Source organism: Streptomyces sp. NPDC052040, from assembly GCF_044548405.1.
Classification (GTDB): Bacteria; Actinomycetota; Actinomycetes; order Streptomycetales; family Streptomycetaceae; genus Streptomyces.
The window spans coordinates 39,717-64,899 of the sequence record NZ_JBIUBV010000004.1; the positions used below are offsets into that span (position 1 = coordinate 39,717).

Annotated in this window: 23 protein-coding genes; 10 read left to right on the top strand and 13 right to left on the bottom strand. The window is 72.6% G+C overall.

All coding sequences use genetic code 11. From position 1 onward, the window contains the following. Positions 1–217 precede the first annotated feature (217 nt). Positions 218–610: an ankyrin repeat domain-containing protein gene (locus ACIHAA_RS10890; protein ID WP_399815520.1), complete on the bottom strand. Its 393-nt coding sequence runs from the start codon at positions 608–610 to the stop codon at positions 218–220. Between the two features lie 335 nt (positions 611–945). Between ACIHAA_RS10890 and ACIHAA_RS10895 the strand changes: the two genes are divergently transcribed. Together ACIHAA_RS10895 and ACIHAA_RS10900 are read left to right on the top strand one after the other, a co-directional pair. Next, positions 946–1,140 (top strand): hypothetical protein, encoded by a 195-nt coding sequence (locus ACIHAA_RS10895; RefSeq protein ID WP_399816115.1) that lies wholly within the window; start codon positions 946–948, stop codon positions 1,138–1,140. A gap of 28 nt (positions 1,141–1,168) precedes the next feature. Next, a complete protein-coding gene (locus ACIHAA_RS10900) occupies positions 1,169–2,746 on the top strand; it encodes an ATP-binding protein (RefSeq protein WP_399815521.1) in 1,578 nt (525 codons plus the stop codon). Positions 2,747–2,751: 5 nt separating this feature from the next. Here ACIHAA_RS10900 and ACIHAA_RS10905 read toward each other — a convergent pair whose 3' ends face one another. After that, the gene (locus ACIHAA_RS10905; protein ID WP_399815523.1) at positions 2,752–4,251 is read right to left on the bottom strand and encodes a PLP-dependent aminotransferase family protein; all 1,500 of its coding nucleotides are present in this window, start codon (positions 4,249–4,251) and stop codon (positions 2,752–2,754) included. 64 nt (positions 4,252–4,315) lie between these two features. Here ACIHAA_RS10905 and ACIHAA_RS10910 point away from each other — a divergent pair, with 64 nt between their 5' ends. The 4 genes from ACIHAA_RS10910 (at position 4,316) to ACIHAA_RS10925 (ending at position 7,870) form a co-directional block, all read left to right on the top strand. After that, entirely contained in the window at positions 4,316–5,041 is a 726-nt protein-coding gene (locus tag ACIHAA_RS10910; RefSeq protein WP_399815525.1) for a YitT family protein, read from the top strand. Beyond that, positions 5,038–5,805, top strand: a complete 768-nt coding sequence (locus tag ACIHAA_RS10915; protein WP_399815527.1) for a glycerophosphodiester phosphodiesterase — start codon at positions 5,038–5,040, stop codon at positions 5,803–5,805. Before ACIHAA_RS10910 ends, ACIHAA_RS10915 begins: the two co-directional genes overlap by 4 nt. 41 nt (positions 5,806–5,846) lie before the next feature. Then, positions 5,847–7,229 (top strand): MFS transporter, encoded by a 1,383-nt coding sequence (locus tag ACIHAA_RS10920; RefSeq protein WP_399815529.1) that lies wholly within the window; start codon positions 5,847–5,849, stop codon positions 7,227–7,229. A 266-nt stretch (positions 7,230–7,495) separates the two neighbouring features. Continuing rightward, complete coding sequence (locus ACIHAA_RS10925) at positions 7,496–7,870, top strand: RNA polymerase-binding protein RbpA (RefSeq protein ID WP_399815530.1); 375 nt, start codon at positions 7,496–7,498, stop codon at positions 7,868–7,870. Positions 7,871–8,090: 220 nt separating this feature from the next. Here ACIHAA_RS10925 and fxsA read toward each other — a convergent pair whose 3' ends face one another. The 4 genes from fxsA to ACIHAA_RS10945 all read right to left on the bottom strand — a co-directional run bounded on the left by fxsA (position 8,091) and on the right by ACIHAA_RS10945 (position 12,320). Then, a complete protein-coding gene (gene fxsA / locus ACIHAA_RS10930) occupies positions 8,091–8,672 on the bottom strand; it encodes an FxsA family membrane protein (RefSeq protein WP_399815532.1) in 582 nt (193 codons plus the stop codon). Between the two features lie 157 nt (positions 8,673–8,829). Further along, positions 8,830–9,627 (bottom strand): polyprenol monophosphomannose synthase, encoded by a 798-nt coding sequence (locus ACIHAA_RS10935; RefSeq protein WP_399815533.1) that lies wholly within the window; start codon positions 9,625–9,627, stop codon positions 8,830–8,832. Positions 9,628–10,168: 541 nt separating this feature from the next. Beyond that, complete coding sequence (locus tag ACIHAA_RS10940) at positions 10,169–11,785, bottom strand: amidohydrolase (protein ID WP_399815535.1); 1,617 nt, start codon at positions 11,783–11,785, stop codon at positions 10,169–10,171. A 94-nt stretch (positions 11,786–11,879) separates the two neighbouring features. Further along, positions 11,880–12,320 (bottom strand): Lrp/AsnC family transcriptional regulator, encoded by a 441-nt coding sequence (locus ACIHAA_RS10945; RefSeq protein WP_004002750.1) that lies wholly within the window; start codon positions 12,318–12,320, stop codon positions 11,880–11,882. A gap of 303 nt (positions 12,321–12,623) precedes the next feature. Between ACIHAA_RS10945 and ACIHAA_RS10950 the strand changes: the two genes are divergently transcribed. Continuing rightward, entirely contained in the window at positions 12,624–13,052 is a 429-nt protein-coding gene (locus ACIHAA_RS10950) for a hypothetical protein (RefSeq protein WP_399815537.1), read from the top strand. Between the two features lie 173 nt (positions 13,053–13,225). Further along, complete coding sequence (locus ACIHAA_RS10955) at positions 13,226–13,492, top strand: hypothetical protein (protein ID WP_399815539.1); 267 nt, start codon at positions 13,226–13,228, stop codon at positions 13,490–13,492. Here ACIHAA_RS10955 and ACIHAA_RS10960 read toward each other — a convergent pair. The 5 genes from ACIHAA_RS10960 to ACIHAA_RS10980 form a co-directional block, all read right to left on the bottom strand. Further along, on the bottom strand, positions 13,455–14,627 hold the full coding sequence (locus ACIHAA_RS10960; RefSeq protein ID WP_399815541.1) for an acyl-CoA dehydrogenase family protein: 1,173 nt from the start codon (positions 14,625–14,627) through the stop codon (positions 13,455–13,457). The genes ACIHAA_RS10955 and ACIHAA_RS10960 overlap by 38 nt on opposite strands. Positions 14,628–14,929: 302 nt before the next feature. After that, positions 14,930–15,076: an SCO1431 family membrane protein gene (locus ACIHAA_RS10965; RefSeq protein ID WP_399815543.1), complete on the bottom strand. Its 147-nt coding sequence runs from the start codon at positions 15,074–15,076 to the stop codon at positions 14,930–14,932. 351 nt (positions 15,077–15,427) lie between these two features. Beyond that, entirely contained in the window at positions 15,428–16,798 is a 1,371-nt protein-coding gene (locus ACIHAA_RS10970; protein ID WP_399815545.1) for a peptidase C39 family protein, read from the bottom strand. 188 nt (positions 16,799–16,986) lie between these two features. Beyond that, complete coding sequence (locus ACIHAA_RS10975) at positions 16,987–18,441, bottom strand: amino acid permease (protein ID WP_399815547.1); 1,455 nt, start codon at positions 18,439–18,441, stop codon at positions 16,987–16,989. A gap of 131 nt (positions 18,442–18,572) precedes the next feature. Continuing rightward, complete coding sequence (locus ACIHAA_RS10980; RefSeq protein ID WP_399815548.1) at positions 18,573–19,529, bottom strand: hypothetical protein; 957 nt, start codon at positions 19,527–19,529, stop codon at positions 18,573–18,575. 177 nt (positions 19,530–19,706) lie between these two features. On the opposite strand from ACIHAA_RS10980, the gene ACIHAA_RS10985 reads away from it, so the two are divergent. Both ACIHAA_RS10985 and ACIHAA_RS10990 read left to right on the top strand, forming a co-directional pair. Beyond that, a complete protein-coding gene (locus tag ACIHAA_RS10985; RefSeq protein WP_399815550.1) occupies positions 19,707–20,348 on the top strand; it encodes a uridine kinase in 642 nt (213 codons plus the stop codon). Between the two features lie 453 nt (positions 20,349–20,801). Next, positions 20,802–22,658, top strand: a complete 1,857-nt coding sequence (locus ACIHAA_RS10990) for an AAA family ATPase (RefSeq protein WP_399815552.1) — start codon at positions 20,802–20,804, stop codon at positions 22,656–22,658. A gap of 81 nt (positions 22,659–22,739) precedes the next feature. On the opposite strand, the gene ACIHAA_RS10995 is transcribed toward ACIHAA_RS10990, so the two are convergent. After that, complete coding sequence (locus tag ACIHAA_RS10995; RefSeq protein ID WP_399815554.1) at positions 22,740–23,810, bottom strand: hemolysin family protein; 1,071 nt, start codon at positions 23,808–23,810, stop codon at positions 22,740–22,742. Continuing rightward, a complete protein-coding gene (locus ACIHAA_RS11000; RefSeq protein WP_399815556.1) occupies positions 23,807–25,144 on the bottom strand; it encodes a hemolysin family protein in 1,338 nt (445 codons plus the stop codon). The genes ACIHAA_RS10995 and ACIHAA_RS11000 overlap by 4 nt, the downstream gene beginning before the upstream one ends. Positions 25,145–25,183 lie beyond the last annotated feature (39 nt).

The window sequence follows — 25,183 nt, forward strand, 5'->3', positions numbered from 1 at the left end:
TCTGCTGCTTGCTGTAGACCATCTTCCTCTGCCTCTCGTCGGTGGCCCGTACGGACCGCATCACGGTCCACGCGGTGCGGCAACACCTGCCCAGCCATCGCGTCCGTGAATCACGACGTCATGATGACCCGGCGTCTCGCGCTGCCGCGACCTTATTTCGGGCGGCCCCGTACCGCCTCCCCCGTTTTCGTTGCTTTTACTGGTCAGAGCACGCGTATCAGGATGCGCCGAACAGTTCGAGCAGATCGCTCTTGCCGAACATCCGGGCGGTGTCGATCGCCGAGGGCGTCCCGGCGGCCGGATCGGCGCCGCCGTCCAGCAGCGCCCGGATGACCTCCGTCTCGCCCTTGAAGACCGCCCCGGCGAGCGGGGTCTGGCCTCGGTCGTTGGCCCGGTCCGCGGCCGCCCCCCGCGCCAGCAGGGCTCGTACGGCGTCGGCGTGGCCGTGGTAGGCCGCGAGCATCACCAGGGAGTCGCCGCGGTCGTTGGTGAGGTTGGCCGGAACGCCCGCGTCGACATAGGCCACGAGCGCCTCGGTCTCGCCTCGGCGCGCCAGATCGAAGATCTTGGTCGCGAGCTCCACGACCTCGGGGTCGGGGGCTTCACTCATCGGCGGCCGCCTCTCACTGCTGCTGGGGACTGCGGGAGCGTACGACGGCGAGCGGGGCCGCCGTATCTGCGCGCACGGCGGCGAGCGGGCCGCCGTACGGGTGAATCGCCAGCGTACTGGCTTCAGGTGCGCGCCACCGGCACTGTGACAGGCAAAGATCACGACAGTGTCCGGTCCGGGCGCGCCCAGGGCTTCCGCAGGCGCGGGCGCGGGACGGCTCCGCCACCTGAGGGTAATTCCAGCCCTTTCACCCGTTTGCACCTTTTATCGTATGGATACATCCTGTGAGCCTGGAAGTACTCATGGTGACAGTCCCCGCGATCCAGGAGAAGCAAATGGTCCTCAACATCTCCGGTGTGCTGCTGCTCGGCACCTGCGTCTTCCTCTTCTCCCGGAAGGACGGCCTCAAGGGCACGCACGCCACGGTCTGCTCCCTCTTCGGCTTCTATCTCGCCAGCACCGGTATCGCCCCGGGGATCAAGGCCGGTGGCCAGAGCCTCGCGAGCCTGCTCGGCGGGATCAATTTCTGACCCTCCCGCCCCATCCCAGGAGAACGACGTGGCCCGGCGCCCCCTCCCCCGCATCCTGAGCAACGGCAGCGCCCAGATCGCCCGCAGCCGGCAGCTGGCCAGGACGGCGGCCGGCGGCGCGGGCGACGTCCTCCATCCCCTGTTCCACCTCACCCGCGGCCTGCACCGGCTGGCCGGGGCCGGACGGCGCAGATGGACGGCCACCCCGAAGGACCGGCGGGGACCGCTCCTCTTCCTGTCCGCCTCGGTGATCCTGGTGGTGGCCCTGGTGCCGTACGGGCCGCTGTTCGCCGGTCTGTCCCTCATGGCGGCCGCGGCCTGGAAGGGCCGCGACCGCGACCGCAGGCAGCCCCGGCCCTCCTCCGGGCCCGACGAGGCGCAGACCGCGCGGCTGCGGACCCTGTACGAGGCGCTGGTGCCGTATCTCTCGACCGAACAGGACCCCGATCCGCTCTACGCGCACGGCGGCGACTGGGCCCGGGCCTTCTCCTCGTACGACTTCGACGACGGCGGCCGCGTCTCCCGGCTGCGCCTGCGCTACCCCGCCTACTTCACCGACGGCGAGGCGGCGTCCCGGGCCCGTGTCGAACGGCTGCTGCACGCCAAGTCCGGCCGGGGCCGCGAATACCGCTTCGACTGGGACGAGGAGGCCAACGAGCTGACGATGACCGTGCTGGCACCGCTGCCCACGGACATCACGGCCCAGCGGTTTGTGACCGCCCCCGGGGAGACGGTCCTCGGTTTCACCGACCCCACCGGTGTCCCGCGCACCCTGCCGCTCACCCAGGGCGACGAGCGGCGCGACGAACCACCGGTCGTGTGGCGCACCGGCCCCCGCTCCGCCGAACCCCATCTGCTGATCGCCGGTGCGCCCGGCAGCGGCACGACCACCCTGGTGCGCTCCATCGCCCTCCAGGCGCTCCGCCACGGGGACGTCCTGATCGTCGAGGGCGGCGACACCGGCGAGTACGCCTGCCTGGTGGGCCGGGACGGTGTGCTGTCCGTGGAATCGGGCCTGGTCGGCGCGGTGTCGAGCCTGGAGTGGGCGAGCCATGAGACCGAGCGTCGGCTGATCGCGGCGAACCGGGCGCGGCAGGCCGGGCATCCGTCGCCGGACGACGTCAGGCGGCCGCTGTGGATCCTGCTGGACCGGCCCGGCACGCTCGGCCATCTCGCCGCCGCCGACGGCCGCCCGGATCCCCAGACACTGGTCCAGGTGCCCCTGCGGCACGGGCGGGCGGCGAATGTGACGGTCGTGGTCGCCGAGCACTTCGAGGCCCTGGACGGGCTGTCCGAGGCAGTACGGCAGTACACCCGCGCCCGGGTGGCGCTCGGCCCCGCGTCCCCGGAGGAACTGGAGTCGGTGCTCGGCGTGCCCCCGCACACCACGCCCGTCCGGGAGGTGCCGCCGGGCCGGGGCTATGCCCGGCTGGGCCCGGGCCCGGTCCACCGCCTCCAGGTCCCGGCCACCCCGGACCCCTACGACGACGCGACCAGCGAGAACCACCGGCAGGCGGTCCTTGGACTGCTGCCCGAACACAGCAGCCCGGTACCGGCGGTGGCCGTGGAGGCGGTGGCCGCGGAGGCAGTTGCCGCGGAGGGCTGAGCGGCTCAGGCGACGAAGGTGCGCGGGGACTCCGCCGGGCCGGAGGCGCCGGTCTCCACCAGACGCGCGGCGGCCGCCAGCCGCACCGCCGCCTCCTCCGCCACCGCGCCGCCGACCGTGAACGGCAGCCGGACGTACCCCTCGAAGGCGCCGTCCACACCGAAGCGCGGCCCGGAGGGCACCCGTACCCCGACCCGCTCCCCGGCCTCCGCGAGCCGGGAGCCGGACAGTCCGCCGGTGCGCACCCACAGCGTCAGACCGCCCCGCGGGACCGTGAACTCCCAGGACGGCAGCTCCCGGCGCACCGCGGCGACCAGGGCGTCCCGGTTCTCCCTGGCCTGGGCGCGGCGCAGGCCCACCGCCTGCTCCCAGCCTCCCGAACTGAGCAGCCAGTTCACGGCGAGCTGCTCCAGGACCGGGGTGCCCAGGTCCGCGTAGGCGCGGGCGGCGACCAGGCTGCGGATCACATCGGGGGCGGCCCGCACCCAGCCGATGCGCATGCCCGCCCAGAACGCCTTGCTCGCCGAACCCACGGTGATCACCGTGGAGCCCGCCGGGTCGAAGCCGCTGACCGGGCGCGGCATCGTGAGGCCGTCCTCCAGATACAGCTCGCTCATGGTCTCGTCGACGACCAGGACCGTCCCCGCGGACCGGGCCGCCTCCACCAGGCGGCGGCGCTGGTCCTCGTCGGCCAGCGCACCCGTCGGATTGTGGAAGTCCGCCACGACATAGGCCAGCCGCGGCGCGGCCTCCCGCAGCACCTGGCGCCAGCGGTCCACGTCCCAGCCGCGGAGCCCCTCGGCCATGGCCACCGGCACCAGCCGGGCCCCCGCCTCCCGCATCAGCTGGAGGATGTTGGCGTACGAGGGCGACTCGACGGCGATGCGTTCGCCGCGCCCGGCGAAGAGGTGGCAGATCGCGTCCATCGCCCCCATGGCGCCCGTGGTCACCATGATCTGCTCGGGCATGGTGGGGATGGAGCGTGCCGTGTAGCGCTCGGCGATCATGGCGCGCAGCGCGGGCAGCCCCGCCGGGTAGTCGCCGTGCGTGTGCGCGTAGGGCGGCAGCTCCTCCAGGGCGCCCTGGACGGCGCGGGTGAGCCACGGCTCGGGCGCGGGCAGCGCGGCGCAGCCCAAGTCGATCATGGAGCCCAGGGCCTCCGGGGGAAGGGGTTCCAGTCCGCGGGCCGGGAGCGGGTTCCCGGCCGGTACAGCGGTCCAGCTGCCCGCCCCGCGCCGGGATTCCAGGAAGCCTTCGCCGCGCAGCGCCTCGTAGGCGGCGGCGACCGTGGTCCGGCTCACGGTCAGGGCGATCGCCAGTTCCCGTTCGGCGGGCAGCCGGGCGGCGACGGGCACCCGGCCCTCCAGCACGAGCAGCCGGATGCCGTCCGCGAGCGCGCGGTAGGCGGGCGGGCGGCGGGTGCCGGGGCCCGGGGAGCGGTCCTGCTGCGAGGTGAGCAGCCGGGCCAGCTGCGCCGCACCCACCGCTGAAGTCCACTGCGCCATGTTTCCCAGTCCACCTTCCCGGAATTGGCCATGGATGGCTTCTCTTTCCAAGCCACAGAGTGACATGCGTCAGGCCACCATCACCACTGGGGGGTATGCCGTGTCCACCGGTCCGGCCGTCGGTCCGTCCATCGACACATCCATGAGGAGCCGCCTCGTCCGCCGGCTCCTCCAGCTGTACGGGGGTCTGGTGCTCTACGGCGCCAGCTCCGCGCTCCTGGTGCGGGCGGGCCTCGGTCTGGAGCCCTGGAACGTCCTCCACCAGGGTCTCGCGGAGCTGACCGGGCTCAGCATGGGCCTGGTGCTCACCCTGGTCGGCGCGGCCGTGCTGCTGGTGTGGATCCCGCTGCGCCAGCGCCCCGGCCTCGGCACCGTCTCCAATGTGCTGGTGATCGGCTTCGCCATGGACACCGCCCTCTCCCTGCTGCCGGAGGTCCGCTCCCTGGCCGTACGGGTGCCCCTGCTCCTCGCGGGAGTGGTGCTGAACGGCATGGCGACCGGCCTGTACATCGCCGCGGACTTCGGGCCCGGCCCGCGCGACGGTCTGATGACCGGGCTGCACCGGCTCACCGGCCGGTCGATCCGGCTGATCCGCACGGCCGTCGAGGCGGCCGTGGTGGCGACCGGCTTCGTGCTCGGCGGCACGGTGGGGGTGGGCACCGTGCTGTACGCGCTGGCCATCGGACCGCTGGCCCAGTTCTTCCTGCGGGTGTTCGCCGTTCCCCGGGCATCGGGACGCAGCACCGTCGTTGCCACCGGTCAACCGGAGGAGGTCATACTGCGTCGGTGACCACCCCTGTGCGCCATCCCTATCTCGACCATCCCGGCCCGATCGCCTTCGCCCACCGGGGCGGAGCGGCCGACGGCCTGGAGAACACCGCGGCCCAGTTCCGGCGCGCGGTCCAGGCGGGCTACCGGTACATCGAGACGGATGTGCACGCCACCACCGACGGAAAGCTGGTGGCGTTCCACGACGCGACCCTGGACCGGGTGACCGACGGGGCGGGCCGGATCTCCGAGCTGCCCTGGAGCGCCGTGCACCGGGCCCGGGTCGCGGGCACCGAGCCGGTCCCGCTCTTCGAGGAACTCCTCGAAGAGTTCCCTGAGGTGCGGTGGAACGTGGACGTCAAGGCGGAGCCCGCCCTGCTCCCGCTGCTCGATCTGATCGGGCGCACCAACGCCTGGGACCGGGTCTGCGTCGGCTCGTTCTCCGAGTCCCGGGTCTCCCGCGCCCAGCGGCTGGCCGGACCGCGCCTCGCGACCTCGTACGGCACCCTCGGGGTGCTGGGCCTGCGGCTGCGCTCCTGGGGGCTGCCCGCACGGGTGCGCGGCTCGGCGGTGGCCGCCCAGGTCCCCCGGTCCCAGTCGGGCGTGCCCGTGGTCGACCGGCGCTTCGTGCGCACCGCGCACGCGCTCGGGCTCCAGGTGCACGTGTGGACGATCAACGACCCCGGTGACATCAACCGGCTCCTGGACCTGGGAGTGGATGGCATCATGACCGATCACATCGACACACTGCGCACAGTCCTTCAAGACCGGGGCACCTGGGTCTGAAGCCCGCGCACGAGCACGTACGGCGGGGAAGCGAGGCACGGGTGGGCACCGACACCGAACGGGCGGCCGAGGTACCGCCCGGACCGAGACCGCCCGGGTCACCGGAGCGCGAGGAGGCCGCGGAGCGGCGGCGGCAGCAGCACGGCTGGTACTTCTACGACTGGGCCTGCTCGGTCTACTCGAGCAGCGTGCTCACCGTCTTCCTCGGCCCCTATCTCACCGCGGTCGCCAAGGCGGCGGCGGACGCGGACGGTTATGTCCATCCGCTGGGCATCCCGGTGCGGGCGGGCTCGTTCTTCGCGTACACGGTCTCCGCCTCCGTGATCCTGTCGATCCTGGTGATGCCGCTCGCGGGCGCGGCGGCCGACCGCACCGGCCGCAAGAAGCCGCTGCTCGCCCTCTGCGCCTATCTGGGTGCCGCGGCCACCGCGGGACTGTTCTTCCTGGACGGCCACCGCTATCTGCTCGGCGGGCTGCTGCTGATCGTCGCGAACGCCTCGATGGCCGTCTCGATGGTCGTCTACAACTCCTATCTGCCGCAGATCGCCGCGCCCGAGGAGCGGGACGCGGTCTCCTCGCGCGGCTGGGCCTTCGGCTACGCCGCGGGCTCCCTGGTCCTGGTCGCGGACCTGGTCCTGTTCACGGCGCACGACTCCTTCGGCCTCTCCCAGTCCGCCGCGGTCCGCATCTGCCTGGCCTCGGCGGGCCTGTGGTGGGGTGCCTTCACCCTGGTACCGCTGCGGCGGCTGCGGGACCGCCGCACGGTGTCCGCGGTCCGTGCACCGCACGGCTGGCGGCAACTGGCGGCCACCGTCCGGGACATGCGCGGCAAGCCGCTGACCCTCGCCTTTCTGCTGGCCTACCTGATCTACAACGACGGCATCCAGACGGTGATCTCGCAGGCGTCGGTCTACGGCTCCGAGGAGCTGGGGCTGAGCCAGTCCACACTGATCATCGCGGTGCTGCTGGTGCAGGTGCTGGCGGTGGGCGGGGCCCTGGGCATGGGCCGGCTGGCCCGTGTCCACGGCGCCCAGCGGACCATCCTCGGCTCACTGGTCGCCTGGACGCTGACGCTCGGCGCCGGCTACTTCCTGCCCGCGGGCGCACCGGTGGGCTTCTTCCTCCTCGCGGCCTGCATCGGGCTGGTGCTCGGCGGCAGCCAGGCGCTCTCCCGCTCACTGTTCTCCCACCTGGTGCCGCCGGGCAAGGAGGCCGAGTACTTCTCGGCGTACGAGCTGAGCGACCGCGGGATGAGCTGGCTGGGCCCGCTGCTGTTCGGCCTCACCTATCAGCTGACCGGCAGCTACCGGGACGCGATCGTCTCGCTGGTGGTCTTCTTCGTCCTGGGCTTCGTCCTGCTGGCACGCGTTCCGGTGCGGCAGGCGGTGCGCGACGCGGGAAACCCGGTACCCGAACAGATTTAGCACCTGAAGGCAAAGGGCGGTAGTGTACGCGTTTGGCCTGCCAGGCGTACCGTTACTGCGCGTCAAAGGAGCCGAACGCTGGGTGACATCTGCTAGCAGATGTGACAAACCGGGCGCTGGTGGGTACAACAAGGGGCGGCTACGACGGCGACGCTTGACCCGGAACGGGACACGGAACGGGAATCTTTACCGCCGACCGGACGTTGACCGGATGACGACGACAGCGACACCTGTCCTGTGGGCGACAAGCCCGGGAGGCACGATTCATGAGTGAGCGAGCTCTTCGCGGCACGCGCCTCGTGGTGACCAGCTACGAGACGGACCGCGGCATCGACCTGGCCCCGCGCCAGGCCGTGGAGTACGCATGCGAGAAGGGGCACCGGTTCGAGATGCCCTTCTCGGTCGAGGCGGAGATCCCGCCGGAGTGGGAGTGCAAGGTCTGCGGGGCCGTGTCACTCCTGGTGGACGGCGACGGCCCGGAAGAGAAGAAGGGTAAGCCTGCGCGTACGCACTGGGACATGCTGATGGAGCGACGCACCCGCGAGGAACTCGAAGAGGTTCTCGAGGAGCGTCTCGCCGTCCTTCGTTCCGGCGCGATGAACATCGCGATCCATCCGCGGGACAGCCGCAAGTCCGCCTAGCCCCTCCGGGGAGCGGGGCGGCAGCACAGCACGCGGATCAGCGGGCGCCCATGTCGGTATGACATGGGCGCCCGCTGCCGTTTTTCCCGGGAGGCAGCGCCAGACGTTTCTCCTGGGAGGCCATGCTCAGGGAGGCGGAGGTCCGCGCTCATGGCCGTGGAGGCTCGTGCTCAGGGCCGGAGGGGGCGACAGCCACCGCCCGGGCCGGGCGGTCGGCGGGCTAGCGGCTCAGCGGCGGCCGGGGCTCGTGCGGTTCGCCGCCGGGCTCCTCCCTGATGACCTCACCCTGGACGACCTTTCCGTCCGGGCGGTGGATGCGAGCCTGCCGGAAGGCGTCACCGAGACCGCCGTACGACGTCTCGCGGAGCCTGCGGTCGAGGGAGCGCTCGGCACGGCTGCTCACCGCCCGCTGGACCGGCGGGAGCAGAAGCAGCAGGCCCGCCGCGTCGGAGAGCAGGCCCGGCACCATCAGCAGCAGGCCGCCGAGCATCGTCAGACCGTTGCCGCGGCCCGTACGGCCGGTGCCGTCGTCCGTCGCCCCGGAGGCCGAGGACTGGCCCCCGAACGCCTCGCCGAGGCTGCGGAAGGCGCGGCGTCCGGCCCGTTTGATCACCACGGAGCCGAGCACGATTCCGGCGACCAGCAGCAGGAACACCGTGAGCCCCCCGGCGGCGCGCCCCACCAGGGTGAGCAGCCAGATCTCCAGCACCAGCCAGGCGGCGACAGCGGGCGGCAGAAACCTGCGCATCCGGGAACGCCGCGGCCGGGCCTGGTAGGGGGAAGTCGGTGCGCCAGTCGTCATGCTCCCAGTGTGCCTGGCGCGGGCTCAGGGCGGGATAAGCGGGCCGACCTGGAGGAACGGCCGATCGGCCGGGAGACGGCCAAGGCCCCGCGACCGGCCCCAGCGGCTCCCGGGTCGACGCGGGGCCCGTCTCGGCCCCGGATCCGGGGCCGGTCGCTCAGGAGGCGTTGCCGCCGCGGCCCTTGACCTTGGCCACCCGGTCCCCGACGCCCCAGGCGGTGACCCGCCACAGCGCCTCGACGAGGATGTCCCGGCTCATCTTGGAGTCGCCGAGCTCCCGCTCGACGAACGTGATGGGAACCTCGACCACGTGGTATCCGGCCTTGACGGCGCGGCGGGCCAGGTCGACCTGGAAGCAGTAGCCCTGGGAGGCGACCTCCTCGAGGCCCAGGCCCTGGAGGGTCTCGCTGCGGAAGGCGCGGTAGCCGCCGGTGATGTCGCGCAGCGGCAGGTCGAGCGCCAGGCGCGAGTAGAGGCTGCCACCCCGGGAGATGAACTCACGGCTCTTGGGCCAGTTCACGACCCGGCCGCCCGGCACCCAGCGGGAGCCGAGCACCAGATCGGCGCCCTTGAGCGCGGTCAGCAGCCGCGGCAGCTCCTCCGGCTGGTGGGAGCCGTCGGCATCCATCTCCACCAGAACGCCGTAGTCGCGCTCCAGGCCCCAGCGGAAGCCGGCGAGATACGCGGCACCCAGCCCCTGCTTGCCTGTGCGATGCAGGACATGCACATGGTCGTCCCCGGCCGCCAGCTCGTCCGCGAGCTTGCCCGTCCCGTCGGGGCTGTTGTCGTCCGCGACGAGGACATGCGCCTCGGGCACGGCCGACCTCACCCGGCCGACGATCGTCTTGATGTTCTCCGCCTCGTTATAGGTCGGAATGATCACCAAGGCGGTGCCGAGCGGACCGAACTGCCTCTCACGGGCTTGTGCCGCGAGAGTCCCGTCACCGTCGTTCACTGCTGCCCCTTCATGTCCATACGCAGGGGACCACCATAGTGGGCGTCTCCTGCACCTTCGTCACAGCACGGTCGTACGGGGGTGTCGATTGCACAAGAGTCGGGTAAGACAGGGGACTTGTGCACCGTGCGGAAAGCCGCTGCGGATGGGGGCCCGGCGCCCTTCGGGCCGACCTGGGACCCGCTGGCTGCGGGTCGACCGAAAGCCGTTGTCTACTGGACGTCCGGGCCCCACCCGGGTCACACCCTGCCGACCGGCCGGAACGTCCCCGTGCCGTGGCGCGGGCGCTGAGCCTGGCTCCCAGTGGTGGTGCGCCGGTGCGGCACACCATCCCTGACCCAGCGGCGCTCCGGCGACTGCGCGGAGGTTCCCCGGTCGGACGTCCGACGGTGGACGCGCCGAACCTACCGGCCCCCTGCGCATGGCTGTCAACAGTGGCGCGACCTGCGGTTTCTTCCCCCAGGGCCAGGTTCGGGGGGAGGATGCGCAGGTCGCGCCGCGGGGTCCTGTGCCGCAGGCGCCGGGCCGCCGCACCGGCAGATCACTCGCCCGGCCGTACGAACACCGTCCGGCCGCCCACCACGGTGCGCAGGCAGACGGGCAGGTCGGTGCCGGGGGTCAGATCGGGCAGTCCGGGGGTGCCCGAACGCGGGTCGGTGGACCAGCGGGCCACCCGGTCGTCGGGCGCCTGGACGATCAGGGCGTCGGTGCGCCATACGGCATAGTCCGCGGGGGCGCCCGGGACCAGCACCCCGGCGTCGTCGCGGCCGATCGCCCGCCAGCCGCCGCGGGTGTGGGCCGTGAACGCGGCGCGTACCGAGATCCGGTGCCCGGGGGTGCGGTGGAAGGCCGCCGCCCGCACCGTGCCCCACGGGTCCAGGGGGGTGACGGGGCTGTCGGAGCCGAAGGCCAGGGGGACGCCGGTGCGGAGCAGGGCCGCGTAGGGGTTCAGCGTCCCGGCCCGCTCGGCGCCGAGGCGCTCCGCGTACATCCCGTCCGGGCCGCCCCACAGGGCGTCGAAGGCGGGCTGCACCGAGGCGGTGAGGCCGAGTTCGGCGAAGGCGGCGACGGTCTCGGGGGTGAGCATCTCGGCGTGCTCGATCCGGTGCCGGGCCGCCCGGACGCCGGCGAGGCCGGTCTTCTCGGCGGCGGCGCGCACTCCCTCGACCACGGTGGTGACGGCGGCGTCACCGATGGCGTGGAAGCCCGCCTGGAGCCCACTCTCGGTGCAGGCGACCACATGGGCGGCGACCGCGGCGGCGTCCAGATAGGCGGTGCCGGTGTGGCCCGCGTCGGCGTACGGCTCGTGCAGGCACGCCGTGTGGGAGCCGAGGGAGCCGTCGACGAACAGATCGCCCGCGGCACCGAGGGCACCCAGCTCCCGCGCCTTGTCCACGTCCTGCTCGGCCCAGTAGCCGACGACCCGGGGCCCGGGTTCCCCGGCGGCCAGGCGCAGCAGCCCGGTGAGGTCCTCCTCGGAGGAGATGTCCGGGCCCGCGCACTCGTGGACCGTGCCGATGCCGAGGGAGGCCGCGTGCGCGAGGGCGGCCCGCTGGGCCCCGGTGCGCTGGGCGGGCGTCACGGCCGCGAACGCCGCCGCGCGCACGGCGTGGTGGGCGTCCCTGGTGAGCGGCTGCCCCTCGGTGAAGCCGTCCCGGTCCCGGACGCCGGGCGCGAGGTCCAGCAGTGCGGTGGTGACGGCGGCGGAGTGGACGTCGATACGGCTGAGGTAGAGGGGGCGGCCGCCCGCGGCCTCGTCGAGTTCCTCGCGGCGCGGTGCCCGCCGCTCGGGCCAGCGGGCGGCGTCCCAGCCGTGGCCGAGCAGCACCCGGTCCCCGGGGTGTGCGGCGGCGAAGTCGCGGACCAGTGCGAGGGCGGCCGCGAGGGAGGGCGCGCCGGACAGGTCCAGGCCGGTGAGCGCGAGGCCCGTCGCGGTGCTGTGTACATGTGCGTCGGTGAAGGCCGGGGTGACGAGGGCGCCGTCCAGGTCCACGACCTCGTCCACGCCGTCCGCGAAGGAGTCGGCCGCGCCCTCGGAGCCGACCCAGGCGATCTGTCCGTGCTCGACGACCATGGCCGTCGCGAAGGGGTCGGCGGGGCTGTGGACTTCTCCTCGGCGCAGCAGGACGGTCTGCGGCGGGGCGGTGCGCTCGTTCATGAGGACAGTCTCGCGCCTGGCCCGGGCGGTCCGGCACGCAGGGCCGGGTGGGCGGCCGGGCATGTCGGCGGGTCCGGGCGCGGTCCCCCGCGTGTCAGATCCGGGGCGGCCGTGCCTCGTACGGGGTGGAGAGGACGACCGTGGTGCGCGTCGAGACCCCCGCGAGCGACCGCAGCCGTGCGAGCAGCTCCTCCAGCTCGTGGGGGGTGGCCACGCGCACCTTGAGGATGTAGTTCTCGTCGCCCGCGACGCTGTGGCACGCCTCGATCTCGGGGACGCCCGCCAGCCGGTCCGCGATGTCGTCGGGGGCGCTGGGGTCGAAGGGCTTCACCGAGATGAAGGCGGTCATCGGCAGGCCGACGGCCTCCGGGTCGACGACCGCGGCATACCCGCGGATGACACCGCGCTGCTCCAGCCGGCGCACCCGCTGGTGCACGGCCGACGTGGACAGCCCGGTGGCCTTGCCCAGATCGGTGTAGCTCATCCGCCCGTCCTTGACGAGCAGCTGCACGATTTGTCGGTCCAGCTCCTCCATGGCGCAAGAACCTACAGGGCGACCGATCTCCGCGGTACCGCAGACGCAGGTCATAGCCGGTTTGTGACGTCGGGGCGCGGCCGTCGGGGGTTCTTTCGGCGGCGGATGGACGGCGCATGGGGAGGTCGGGCACCACGACACACGGACCACCCGTACGACCCCGTGTAGGTTATGTGACGAACGCCACAGGATATCGATCGTCTTCGTGATGTTCCCGTGATTACCGCCGAGAGACGGCGGGAAGTGCTTGCTGTGGTCGAGGCCGCGGTGCCTTGTCGGCCCAGCCCGAGGGGGAGAAACCCAATGCAGAGTCTGAAGCGCCCAGGTCGTGGTGTGTCCAAGCGGCAGCAGCTCGTCGCCGAGCCCGAGCCGGAGGGCGTCGAACCCGCCGACGACGAGCTCGACACGTACGACACCTTCGAGATGTACCGGGTGATCTGCCCGGACTGCGCACAGCCCATCGCGCTCCTGGCGGACGAGGAGTTCCTGCCGGAGCACGCCCTGTGCGCCTCTCCGTGGAACCCGTTCGGGCTCACGGTGTGCCCCGGTACGGGCCGCGCGGCCGCACAGGCCCGGCCCGCGGACGAGTCGACCGTGCCTCAGGAGCAGGACACCGCCCTGCTGCTGACGCTCCCTCAGGGACTCGACTGGCGGACACAGCCCTTCTCGCACGTCGGCGGCCCGGGGTCGCACCCGGTGCGCCTGCCGGTGATGCCCCGTCAGGCAGCCTGACCACCCGGTCGGCGGTACGTCGGCCGGCTCGCGGCACCGCCCCCGGCCGGACATCCCGTCAGGGGGCGCCACGCCGGGGCACGGCACCCTGTGCCCCCGTACGGGCCCTTGGGGAACTCACGCTCGAATACCGGGGCCGGTGACCCGCGCACGCGTCCCGGCGTTCCCCTTGTATGACCGCCACATCATCGGCGACGGGCCGTCGGCCGTGGGTCCGCGTTCCGGCCTCGGCAGCGCCGCCTCCGCCGCCGCCCCGGCTCCCGGATCCGCCCATCTACCGCGCGCTGATGCGTACCTGGGCCGACCGCGGGCGCACCCTGCCGGGACGCCATGACCCGGAGTGGACACGGCTCGCCGCTCCCCCGGCCGGAACCGGCCGGGGGACGGTGGGCCAGGACCCGTTCAGCGCGACTCGGGACCCACGAGGTGACGGGCGATGACCATCCGCTGGATCTGGTTGGTGCCCTCCACGATCTGAAGCGCCTTGGCCTCGCGCATATAGCGCTCGACCGGGAAGTCGGCGGTGTAGCCGTACCCGCCGAGGACCTGGACGGCGTCGGTGGTGACCTTCATCGCCGCATCGGTGCAGTGCAGCTTCGCCATGGCCGCCTGCTTGGCGAACGGGCGTCCGGCGTCCCGCAGCCGTGCCGCCGCCAGATACAGGGCCCGGCCCGCCTCGATCTGGGTCGCCATGTCGGCGAGCATGAAGCGCAGCCCCTCGAAGTCCGAGATCGGGCGCCCGAACTGGAGGCGTTCCTTCGCATACCCGACGGCCTCGTCCAGGGCCGCCTGGGCCAGGCCGATCGCGCAGGCCGCGATGCCGAGCCGCCCGGAGTCGAGGGCGGACAGGGCGATCGCGAAGCCCTGCCCCTCCTCTCCGAGGCGGCGCTCGTCGGGCACCCGCACCTCGTCCAGGTGGACCTGGGCGGTGGGCGAGCCCGTCATGCCCATCTTCTTCTCGGGCGTCACTCCGCTCAGCCCCTCGGCGTCGCCGGGGACCAGGAAGGCGGAGATACCGCGGGGGCCCTCCGCTCCGGTGCGCGCCATCACGGTGTAGAAGTCGGCGATGCCCCCATGGGTGATCCACGCCTTGGTGCCGCTGATCACCCAGTGGTCGCCGTCGCGGCGGGCCCGGGTGCGCAGCGAGGCCGCGTCCGACCCGGAGGAGGCCTCGGAGAGGCAGTAGGCGCCCAGCAGGCCGCCGCCGAGCATCGCGGGCAGATGCTCGACCTGCTGCTCCTTGGTGCCGTAGTGGGCCAGGGCGTGGCAGGCGAGGGTGTGGACGCTGACACCGAGGCCGACGGTCAGCCGGGCCGCCGCCAGTTCCTCCAGGACCTGGAGGTAGACCTCGTACGGCTGGTCGCCGCCGCCGTACTCGGAGGCGTAGGGCAGGCCGAGGAGTCCTGATTCCGAGAGCAGGCGGAAGACCTCGCGCGGGAAGTGTCCGGCGTACTCCTCCTCGGCCGCCTTCGGCGCGATCTCTCGCTGCGCGATGTCACGGACGAGCGAGATCAGATCCCGGGCCTCGTCGGTGGGCAGTTCACGGTCCACCGGCTGCGGGACGCGGTCGGACATGGCGACGCTCTCCTCCCATTTCGGGAACATCGACGGATGCGCGCCTTGGGTGGGGGCAGCTCCGCCGGGTCTCACTGGGCCCGGCCGATGGTTGCCGCTCCGGGTCTCGGAGGCGGCTGACCAGCGGCTGTGGCGCTTGGAGTATGCCCGATCGGAGGCATGGAGTCACCAGTTAACGAGCGCTCACTCGAAGAAAGATTCCCCACCGGGAACAATTGGCCCGAACCGTGCGCCCACGGGTCGGGTCCGCCACCGCCGGGAGACCTCACCGGGACCGGGGGAAGGGGGACTTGCCGGCGGGGTCACAGCCAGCCGAGCTGAGTCACCAGCATCGCGAGGACCACCACGAGGACCCAGCCCATGATGTGCTCCACGGTCTTCGGGTCGTCGTCCCGGGGGCCGCCGGTGCGGGCACGGAGTCGGGCGGCGGTGGCGGAGAGGGCTGTCATGGCGGCTCGCTGGTCCTCGGTGGTGCGTCGGAGTCCCCCCGGACCCTGTCCACCTTGCCACCGGAACGGGCCGCCCCGGCGGAGAGCTTGGTCACAGGACGGGGGCCCGGCGAGGGCGGGTGCCCCCCGGGGGGGGGCCCCCCCGGCGGGGGGGGGGGGCGCCCCCCCCCCCCCCCCCCCCCCCCCCCCGCGGGGGGGGGGGGGTCTTTCGCGCCCGGGGGGGGGGGGGGGGGCGGGGGCGGGGGCGCCCCCCGGGGGGGGGGGGGGGGGGGGGGGTGTGGGGGGGGGGGGGGGGGGGGGGGGGGGGGGGCGGGGGCCGCCGCCCCCCCCCCCCCCCGCGGCCGGGGCCGGTCAGCGCACGCCCACCGCCGCCAGCGCCGCCAGCTGGGCGGTGCTCGGACGCGCCGGGAAGTAGAGGTAGCAGACCCCGCCGGTGCCGGAGACGACCTTGCCGGAGGCGTTGTACCGCTTGGTCCTCAGCCAGATGTTCTCGAACTCCCGCCGCCGGTAGACGCGCCGCACCGCCGCGTCGTCCGGGGCGGCCGGGTCGCCCGCGATCACATCGCCCCCGGCGGTGAAGCCGGTCACGGTCATCAGATGGCCGGAGGTGCCGTACCCGGCACCCGTCAGCTCCTGCTCCAGGAAGGACTGCGAGGTGATCACGGGGATGCCCGCCGCGATCAGCCGCTCCGCGTCGGTGAGCGAGGTCAGCCGGGTGACCACGCCCTGGAGGTCCTTGAAGGTGGCCGCGTAGGCCGCGTTGAACGGCCAGTTGCCGCAGCCCTGGTACTGGTAGTCGTAGGTGGAGCGGGCCGCATGGCAGACCTGGGGGTCGGCGTAGGAGGGGTCGACCCAGGACAGCTGCGCGGGGGTGAGCCTCCGCCCCCAGGACTCGATGACCATCTGCGAGGAGGTGGGGCTGCACCACGCCTCGCCGCCGTTGTCGTACTCGGGGTACTGGCCCTTGTGGATCTCCTGCGAGTAGCGCGGCACGGTCAGTTCACGGACCAGGCCGGGGGCCGAGGCGGGGACGGTGAAGCGGTCCGGGATGTCGGAGCCCATGGCTCCGAGCCGCCACACGGTCGGGGTGAGGCGGGTGCCCGGCCTGCGGTAGAGGGTCAGACGCAGCCGGTACGAGACCAGGCGCAGGCCCGAGGCGGGGTCCGTGACGGCGAAGGTGTCCGTCGAGATGCTGCTCCTGCCGTCGGTCTGGCCGTCGACGGAGGTCCGCCGGATGTCCTGGTCGCCCGAGGCCCAGCGGCCCATGACATACCAGGGGGTGGCCGTGCCGTCGGAGTAGGTGCCCTGAAGCTCGGTCTGGAGCCAGGTGCCCGCCGGGGTGCGGGCGTTCCAGGAGGCGACGGCCTCGGTGGACGGGACGGAGAGCCGGTGCACGGGCGAGGTCCAGGTGGCGTACTCCCAGCTCGCGGTCTTCCCGGTGTGCGGGTCGGTGTAGTCGGTGGTCCCGGCGGGGGTCGCGATCACCACGCCGGGGCGGGTGCCGGCGAGGACCAGGACGCCGCGGCCGGTGCCGCCGCGCCAGTCCGCACAGCTGGTCCAGGCGTGGTGGTCCACGGGTCGCGGGGTCTCTCTCGCGGGTCCGGCGGGCGGTCCGGCCGGGGCGGCCGCGGCCGGAGGGCCGAGCGCCGTCCCGGCCGCCGCGGCGGTGACGAGGGCGGCGGCGAGGACGGTTCTGCGGGACGGCTCTGAAGCTCTGCTCATCGGTGGGTGCCCCCAGGTGTCCTGAAGCGGTGGTCCAGACGCACGGTGTGGGCCAACTATGGCGGCCGTCCGGGGCCTCCGCCACCGCTTCGGCCCTCGGCGTGTCCACCACTATTGGTCCCTACCACTGGCAGGACCCGGGGGGCCGTGCCCGGCGGTCGCGTACGGCCGCCGGGCACGGCGACGGCTCAGACGAGGTCCATCGCCGCCACCTCGTCCGGGCGGCCGTAGCTGACCGGCCCCTGGAAGCGGCGGCGCGCGGTGGCGAACCACCAGACCGTGGCGACGACCAGCACCGTGGCGAGAGCGATCGGTGCGTAGTTGAAGGAGTCGACGGTGATCGGCGAGGCCTGCGGCAGCATGAACAGCACGCTGCTGAGCAGGATCCAGGCGACCGCGACCACCCCGACCGGACGGGACCAGCGCCCCAGGTGCCAGGGCCCGGACTGGAAGTCGGCGCCGAGCCGCAGCCGCAGGAAGATCGGCACGGCGTAGGCGAGGAAGAGCCCGACGACGTTCACGCTGACGATCGCGGTGAAGGCGGTGTGGGACCACCAGCCGGGCAGCACCAGGGCGAGGGAGCAGACCACCGCGAGCCAGACCGCCTTGACCGGGGTACGGGTGCGCGGCGAGACCGAGTGCCACCAGCGGGAGCCGGGCATCGCGCCGTCCCGGGAGAAGGCGAAGATCTGCCGGGTGTTGCTGGTGAGGTTGGCCAGGCCGCAGAAGAGCATGGCGCCGATGACGATCAGCAGCAGGGCCTTGGCCGCGCCCGTGCCCAGTCCGTCGATGAGGATCTGCACGGGCGGCGCCGCGGAGCCGGCCACCTTGCCGTAGTCGCCGATGCTGTACACCAGGGCCAGCATGAGGACGAGTCCGGTCCCGGCCGACCAGGCGATGGCGCGGGTGATGCCCCGGGGTGCGTTGACCGTCGCCCGGACCGTTTCCTCGGACATGTGGAAACTGCCGTCGAAGCCGGTGAAGGTCCAGCTGGTGACCAGCAGGCCGAGCATGCCGCCGTAGAGCCCGTTGGTGAAACCGGTGTTGTTCACGAAATGCGTCACATAGGAGGCCGGGCGGTGCGCGTCCGGGCCGATGACCAGCGCGGTCACGATCACCACGAGGCCGATCAGCAGCCACCACACCGAGATCCGGTTGAGGACCGCCACCAGCCGCACGGTGTAGGTGTTGGCCAGGCCCTGGGCCACGATGAGCAGGGCCGTGATCAGGACGGTCTGGTGCGCGGTCGGCCGGTACGAGGGCCACTGGAGGGCCAGGAAGGCCTGGACGAAGGTGGCGGCCGCGTAGCCGGTGGCGGCGGTGCCGCCGACCTGGCCGACGAAATTGAGCCAGCCGGTGTACCAGGACCAGGCGCCCCGATGACGGCGGGCGAGTTTTCCGGCGGAGAAATACAGGGCCCCGCTCGTCGGATAGGCGGAAGCCACCTCCGCCATCGCGGCGCCGATGAAGAGCACCATGACGGAGACGCCGATCCAGCCGAACACAAGAATGCGGGGGCCGCCCGCGTTCATTCCGAAGCCGAACGAGGAGAAAATGCCGGAGAGAATGTTGATGATGGTGAAGGATATGGCGAAATTGTCGAAGGCTTGAAACCTGCGGGTGAGCTTTCGCGGATATCCCATCGCGTGCAGGGTCGCATCGTCGTCGATCGCGACGGGATCCCGGCCCGCACGACGTCTCGTGCGGGTGATCGCTGTCCGTTCTGACACAACCGGACCCTTTCTGGGCGGGGGTGACCGATGGGCAAAGGGGGTCAGGCGGTTCCTGGGACGGGCAGTCCGCAGGCGCGGCGGGCGCGTGAGAGCTGTTCCTCGGGGTCACCGAAGACGCTCCAGGGCATACGGGAGGCGTAGGGCCCCATGGCCATCAGCACGGCGCGCGCCTCGAAGACGCACTGGGCCATGACCAGCGCGTGCGCGAGATAGGCCAGGTCGAGCACGGGGGTGAAGCGGTAACCGGCGGCCTCCGGCAGCCAGTTCTGGTAGACGGCGAGCGCCGTGGAGCGCCACTGGGGCTGCTCCCAGACCCGGTCGGCGAGCGACTGGGCCGGGTTGTAGCTCTCCACGAGCGCGACCAGGGGCAGCAGCCGCAGCGGGGAGGTGGCGGGCGCCCGCTGACTGAGAAAGGCGGCGACGTCCCAGGCGGCGTTCACCGAGCCCCGGTGGCGGGCGAAGAAGTAGGTGAGGAAGCGGTGGTGGCCCTCGCGATGGAAGGGATCCAGCCGCAGGATGTGCGAGAACAGCTCCCAGGGGCCGGGGGGCGCGGTGAGCAGCCCCCGCGGTGCGGGTTCGCGGATCTCGTGCAGCCGCGCGAGCGTCAGCCGCGCCACCCAGGGGGTGGGGTCGCGGGGCGCCATGACGCTGGCTCGGGCGCACGCCTTCAGCGCGATCCGCTCCAGCGGTCGGGCCCGCTCGTCGTCGGTGTCCGCGGCGCGCTGGGCCCGCAGCACGGCCACCCGCGCCCACATCAGGGCGGCCTCGGGCCCCGGCTCCTCGGCGAGCCAGCGTTCCGCCAGGTCGGAGTCGGCGGCCTCGGAGGCGAGGACCAGGGAGCGATGGGCGCGCAGCCCGGGGTCGTCGCGCGTCTCGGCGAGCAGCACATGGGCGCCGAGATAGCGGCCGGCCCGCACTTCCACGCAGACGCTCGCCAGTTCACGGTCGTCGGCCGCCGGATGCCAGACGTACTGCCCTGCGAATAACCCCGCGGCCATGCTCCCCTGTCCGTCCCCCGCTAACGACACCGGTGGTTGCGCACCAGCACCTTACTCACCATGGGGCACAACCGGAATGCCCATTCCCGCACAGTGGACCACACCAGTGATTGATTTCCGAACTGTTCTTGGGCCGCTCGCGCCCGGCTCACGGGGTCTCCGGCCCGCTCGCGTAAAATGTCCCGCACACATCACCCGCGCCCCACCCCGGGAATCGCCATTCACACCCTCGCCTCCCGCTTGCGGCGGCTGCCGCCGTCCTGCGGTCCGGTCCGGCTGATCGGTGTCGACGGGCACGCCGGTTCCGGGAAGTCCACCTTCGCCGGGCAGTTGGCGGCCGCGCTCGACGGTGCGCCGGTGCTGCACCTCGACGACATCGCCACCCATGAGGAGCTGTTCGCCTGGACGGACCGGCTGCTGCGCGAGGTGATCGCACCTCTCGGGCGCGGTGAGACCGCGCACTACCGGCCCTACGACTGGCGCGCCCGCGCCTTCGGCCCCGCCCGCCCGCTGCCGCCCGCCCCGGTGGTCCTGGTCGAGGGCGTTGGTGCCGGACGGCGTGCGCTGCGCCCGTATCTGGCTCGGCTGCTGTGGATGGAGACGGCACGCGAGGTTGCCTGGGAGCGCGGGCGGGCCCGGGACGGCGAGGAGCAGAGCGCCTTCTGGGACGACTGGACGGCGGCGGAGCGGCGGCACTTCGCCGAGGACCCCTCCAGGCCGTACGCCGATCTCCTGGTGCACCAGGGGCCGATGGGCCATCGGGTGGTGCGAGGGCCCGGCGGGACCTCTGGTCCGGACCACAGGGATCACCGAGAGTGACCCGTTCACATCGTTGTGCTGAACTTGTGAAGGCCCTTGCCAATGAACTTTTTTGAGTGCTACAGGGCGGCTTGACCGGGGGCCCGGGCAGGACTTACGTTCTCAATGTGCGGTTCGTGAACCGCCCCTCCTACGCGAAGCCCCCGGTTGTTCCCCCGTGATCGGGGGCTTCGTTCTGCCCTGAACGCCCTTTCCGGGCGCGGCGAGGCGTGATCCGCTCACCCTCGGTCACCGAGGTCGGCGCCCCCGCCGCCGCCCGTGTCCTCGAACGCCCCCTGCGGCACCCTTCGGCGCGCCGCTCCCCCGCAGGTACGATGCCTCTCGGTGCGACCTGCGGACGACCGCTGCGCGCACTGTTCCAACTCCGGTCCGCGGCACAGCGGTTCGAGCACAGTGGCCGACGGGCACGGGCCCGGCGGTGAACGGGCGGGGGCACGGTTTGTGGGGGACGTGATGGACTTCGGCACGCGGGGCCCCGAGGCACCGGCCGACCTCGCCTGGCTGCGAGGCGTCGACGCCTACACGATGGGCGCCTATCCGCAGGCGGAGGAGGAGTTCCGCGCGGCGGTCCGGATGGATCCCGGGATGGCCGACGGCTGGCTCGGGCTGCACGCCCTGCGGGTGGACACCACGACCGCGCTGCTGCGGATGTTCCGCCATCGCGACCGCTTCGGGGAGCAGCGGACCCGGCACCGCCGGTCCCTCAACTCCTGGTACTGGCTGGGCTGGTGGGTGCAGCCGGTGCTGGAGAACCCCCGGGACCTGCTGCTCGCGCACGCCTCGCACTGGCTGGACGGCCGCCATGTCCCGGAGCTGGACCGGGCCCTGGCCGGGCTGCCACCCGTCGACACCGATGCCCAGGTCCGCTTTCTGCACGCCTGCCGCGCCTATCTGGTCAAGGACTGGGAGCAGTTGGTCCGGCACACCGATCCGCTGATCGACGACCCGATGCTGGGCATCGAGGCCGGCCTCTTCGGCGGGATGGCCCGGGTCCGCCTGGAGATGTACGGGCAGGCCGAACCGCTTCTGTCCGCCGCGCTGATGCGCTGCCGCAGCGAGCAGCCGCAGCGCAAGGAGCTGCGCTACTGGCTGGCCAGGGCGCACGAGGGCACCGGCCGGTCGGCCGCCGCCCTGCCGCTGTACCGGGCGGTGCACCGGGTCGACCCCGCGTTCATGGACACCTCGGCGCGGCTCGCCGCGATCGCCGAGGGCGACGGATACGACGACCCGGCCGACCTCGCGGCGGTGCCGCCGTCCTGCGGCGACGTCCTGGAGGGGCCGGACGGTCTCGATCCGCTCTTCGGTCCGGAGAGCCGGGAGGTGAAGCTCTCCGAGCCCGATCCCCCGCCGACGGGCCCGCTGCCCGCGCAGAGCGATCTCGTACGGGAGAAGGGCACCGTGTCGGCGCCGCCGCTGCCGACGGGCCCGACGGATCCCGCGCTGCTGGAGGAGGCGCTGTCCGAGCTGGAGCGGATGGTCGGCCTGGAGCCGGTCAAGCGGCAGGTGAAGGCCCTGTCGGCGCAGCTGAACATGGCGCGGCTGCGGGCGGGCCAGGGCTTACCCGTCCAGCCGCCCAAGCGCCACTTCGTCTTCTCGGGCCCCTCGGGCACCGGCAAGACCACGGTGGCCCGCATCCTCGGCCGGGTCTTCTACGCGCTCGGGCTGCTCGGCGGCGACCATCTGGTGGAGGCCCAGCGGGCGGACCTGGTCGGCGAGTATCTGGGCCAGACGGCGGTGAAGGCCAATGAACTGATCGACTCGGCGATCGGTGGAGTGCTCTTCGTCGACGAGGCCTACTCGCTGTCCAACTCGGGCTACGGCAAGGGCGACGCCTACGGCGACGAGGCCCTCCAGGTGCTGCTGAAGCGGGCGGAGGACAACCGGGACCATCTGGTGGTGATCCTGGCGGGCTACCCCGAGGGCATGGACCGCCTGCTGGCCGCCAACCCCGGACTGTCCTCGCGTTTCACCACCCGGGTCGACTTCCCCTCGTACCGCCCGCTGGAGCTGACCGCGATCGGTGAGGTGCTGGCCGCCGACAACGGCGACCTCTGGGACGAGGAGGCCCTGGAGGAGCTGCGGTCCATCGCCGGTCATGTGGTGGACCAGGGGTGGATCGACGAACTCGGCAACGGGCGGTTCCTGCGCACCCTGTACGAGAAGAGCTGCGCCTACCGGGACCTGCGGCTGAGCGGGTATCCCGGCACCCCCACCCGGGACGACCTGTCGACGCTGCGACTGGCGGATCTCATGCAGGCGTACGGGGAGGTCCTGTCCGGACGCGGGCCGCACGACCCCTCGGGGCCGTGAGCGGAGCCTCCGGCCGACAGCACGGTGTCCCGCACCCCCGGTCGGGGTGCGGGACACCATGGCGTCGGGGCCTGGCCCGCGTCAGCCGGCGACCTTCTCCTTCTCCTCCGGCATCCGCGGCTGGGGCGGTGCCTCCCGGTGGGCCGGGTCCGTGACCTCGCCCACCAGGAGTTCGAGCACATCCTCCAGGGCGACCAGGCCGAGCACCCGGCCGGAGCCATCCGCCACCGCGGCCAGGTGGGTTGCGGCTCGCCGCATCACGCCGAGCGCGTCGTCGAGCGGCAGCTCCGCGGCCAGAGTGACCATCGGGCGCCACAGCTTCTGCGGCACCGCGCGGTCGGACTCCTCCAGGTCGAGGACGTCCTTCACATGCAGATAGCCCATGAAGGCACCGCTGACGGCACGCACCGGAAAGCGCGAGTAGCCGGTGCGCGCCGTGAGCGCCACCACCTCGCCCGGGGTCACCGCGGGGTCCACCGTCACCAGCAGCGCCGGGTCGAGGAGCACGTCGGTCACCGGGCGCGAGCCCAGCTCCAGCGCGTCCTCCAGCCGCTCCTGCGCCTCGGGCTCCAGCAGTCCCGCCTGGCCGGAGTCCTCCACCAGCTGGTTGAGCTGCTCGCTGGTGAAGACGGCCTCGACCTCGTCCTTGGGCTCCACCCGGAACAGCTTGAGGATCACCCGGGCGCAGGCGCTGAGCGCCGCCGTCACCGGCCGGCACAGCCGTGCGAAGGCCACCAGCCCCGGGCTCAGCCAGAGCGCGGCCTTCTCCGGCGCCGCCATCGCCAGGTTCTTCGGCACCATCTCGCCGATCACCAGATGGAAGAAGACGACGAGGCCCAGCGCGATCACATAGCCGATCGGATGGACCATGCCCTCGGGGAGCCGGGCAGCCTCGAAGACCGGTTCGATCAGCTGGGCCACGGTCGGCTCGGCGACCGCGCCCAGCGTCAGCGAGCAGACGGTGATGCCGAACTGGGCGGCCGCCATCATCTGCGGCAGCCGTTCCAGGCCGTAGAGCACCTGGCGGGCCCGGGCGGTGCCGAGGGGCTCGATCTGGCTGCGCCGCACCGAGACCAGGGCGAATTCGGCGCCCACGAAGAATCCGTTCACCAGCACCAGCAGCGCGGCGAGCACCAGTTGGAGCAGGCTCATCGCACCGCCTCCGCGGCCGGTACGGGAGCGTCCGCGAGCTTGACGAGCCTGACCCGCTCGGCGCGGTAGTGCTCGACCTGGCGCACGGTGAGCCGCCAGCCGGGCAGCTCGGCCCGGTCGCCGGGCGCCGGGATCCGGCCGAGCAGATCGGCGACGAGTCCGGCGACGGTCTCGTAGGGGCCCTCCGGTACGTCCATGCCTATCCGCTGAAGGGCGTCGACCCGGCAGCCGCCGTCGGCCTCCCAGGCGGGGCGGCCGTCCTCCGGCGGTACTGCGGCCAGTTCCGGCAGGTCCTGTCCGTCGTGCTCGTCGCGGACCTCGCCGACGAGTTCCTCGACGATGTCCTCCAGGGTGACCACACCGGCCGTGCCGCCGTACTCGTCGACGACGACCGCGATGGGCTGCTGGCTGCGCAGCAGCTCCAGGAGGGGCTGCACGGGCAGGGTCTCGGGGACCAGCAGCGGTGTCTGGGCGATGCGGACGACCGGGGTGCGCAGCCGCTCGTGCGCCGCCACCGCGAGCGCGTCCTTGAGGTGGGCCATGCCCACGATCTCGTCGATCTTCTCCCGGTAGACGGGGAAGCGGGACAGACCGGTGGCGCGGGTCAGATTGACCACGTCCTCCGCGGTGGCGGACGACTGGAGCGCGCTGACCTTCACCCGGGGGGTCATCACATGCTGCGCGGTCAGCTCGCCGAGGGACAGCGTCCGGACGAACAGGTCGGCGGTGTCCTGCTCCAGCGCCCCGGCCCGTGCCGAGTGCCGGGCCAGGGACACCAGCTCACCGGGCGTACGGGCGGAGGCGAGTTCCTCGGCGGGCTCCACGCCGAGCGCGCGCACCAACCGGTTGGCGACCGTGTTGAGGGCCGCGATGACGGGCCGGAACAGCCGGGAGAACTGGTGCTGGGGGCCCGCGACGAAGCGCGCGACCTGGAGCGGCCGGGACACCGCCCAGTTCTTGGGGACGAGTTCCCCGATCACCATCTGGGCGGCCGAGGCCAGCAGCATGCCGACGACCACCGCGATGCCTTCCGCGGCGCCCTCGGGGATGCCGGTCAGGCGGAGGGGTCCGCGCAGCACGGCGGAGAGCGCCGGTTCGGCGAGCATGCCGACCAGGAGCGAGGTGATGGTGATGCCGAGCTGGGTGCCCGAGAGCTGGAAGGACAGCTCCTTGAGGGATTCGACGACCGTGCGGGCCCGCCGGTCGCCCTCGGCCGCGGCCTTCTCGGCGTCCGGCCGTTCGACCGTGACCAGACCGAATTCGGCCGCCACGAAGAATCCGTTGGCCAGGATGAGAAGGAGGGCCGCCCCGAGGAGCAGCAGAGCGAGGGTCATGATGCCGCCGCCTCCGCGTGGGCGCGCATCTCGGGGGTG

Coding starts and splice junctions, on each gene's coding strand:
- ACIHAA_RS10895 (WP_399816115.1), top strand. CDS start 946: ATGGTCCTCAACATCTCCGGTGTGCTGCTGCTCGGCACCTGCGTCTTC.
- ACIHAA_RS11000 (WP_399815556.1), bottom strand. CDS start 25,144: ATGACCCTCGCTCTGCTGCTCCTCGGGGCGGCCCTCCTTCTCATCCTG.
- ACIHAA_RS10970 (WP_399815545.1), bottom strand. CDS start 16,798: ATGAGCAGAGCTTCAGAGCCGTCCCGCAGAACCGTCCTCGCCGCCGCC.
- ACIHAA_RS10905 (WP_399815523.1), bottom strand. CDS start 4,251: ATGGCGCAGTGGACTTCAGCGGTGGGTGCGGCGCAGCTGGCCCGGCTG.
- ACIHAA_RS10945 (WP_004002750.1), bottom strand. CDS start 12,320: ATGGAGGAGCTGGACCGACAAATCGTGCAGCTGCTCGTCAAGGACGGG.
- ACIHAA_RS10990 (WP_399815552.1), top strand. CDS start 20,802: ATGGACTTCGGCACGCGGGGCCCCGAGGCACCGGCCGACCTCGCCTGG.
- ACIHAA_RS10995 (WP_399815554.1), bottom strand. CDS start 23,810: ATGAGCCTGCTCCAACTGGTGCTCGCCGCGCTGCTGGTGCTGGTGAAC.
- ACIHAA_RS10980 (WP_399815548.1), bottom strand. CDS start 19,529: ATGGCCGCGGGGTTATTCGCAGGGCAGTACGTCTGGCATCCGGCGGCC.
- ACIHAA_RS10890 (WP_399815520.1), bottom strand. CDS start 610: ATGAGTGAAGCCCCCGACCCCGAGGTCGTGGAGCTCGCGACCAAGATC.
- ACIHAA_RS10950 (WP_399815537.1), top strand. CDS start 12,624: ATGCAGAGTCTGAAGCGCCCAGGTCGTGGTGTGTCCAAGCGGCAGCAG.
- ACIHAA_RS10925 (WP_399815530.1), top strand. CDS start 7,496: ATGAGTGAGCGAGCTCTTCGCGGCACGCGCCTCGTGGTGACCAGCTAC.
- fxsA (WP_399815532.1), bottom strand. CDS start 8,672: ATGACGACTGGCGCACCGACTTCCCCCTACCAGGCCCGGCCGCGGCGT.
- ACIHAA_RS10965 (WP_399815543.1), bottom strand. CDS start 15,076: ATGACAGCCCTCTCCGCCACCGCCGCCCGACTCCGTGCCCGCACCGGC.
- ACIHAA_RS10975 (WP_399815547.1), bottom strand. CDS start 18,441: ATGGGATATCCGCGAAAGCTCACCCGCAGGTTTCAAGCCTTCGACAAT.
- ACIHAA_RS10960 (WP_399815541.1), bottom strand. CDS start 14,627: ATGTCCGACCGCGTCCCGCAGCCGGTGGACCGTGAACTGCCCACCGAC.
- ACIHAA_RS10955 (WP_399815539.1), top strand. CDS start 13,226: ATGACCGCCACATCATCGGCGACGGGCCGTCGGCCGTGGGTCCGCGTT.
- ACIHAA_RS10910 (WP_399815525.1), top strand. CDS start 4,316: ATGCGTCAGGCCACCATCACCACTGGGGGGTATGCCGTGTCCACCGGT.
- ACIHAA_RS10940 (WP_399815535.1), bottom strand. CDS start 11,785: ATGAACGAGCGCACCGCCCCGCCGCAGACCGTCCTGCTGCGCCGAGGA.
- ACIHAA_RS10985 (WP_399815550.1), top strand. CDS start 19,707: ATGTCCCGCACACATCACCCGCGCCCCACCCCGGGAATCGCCATTCAC.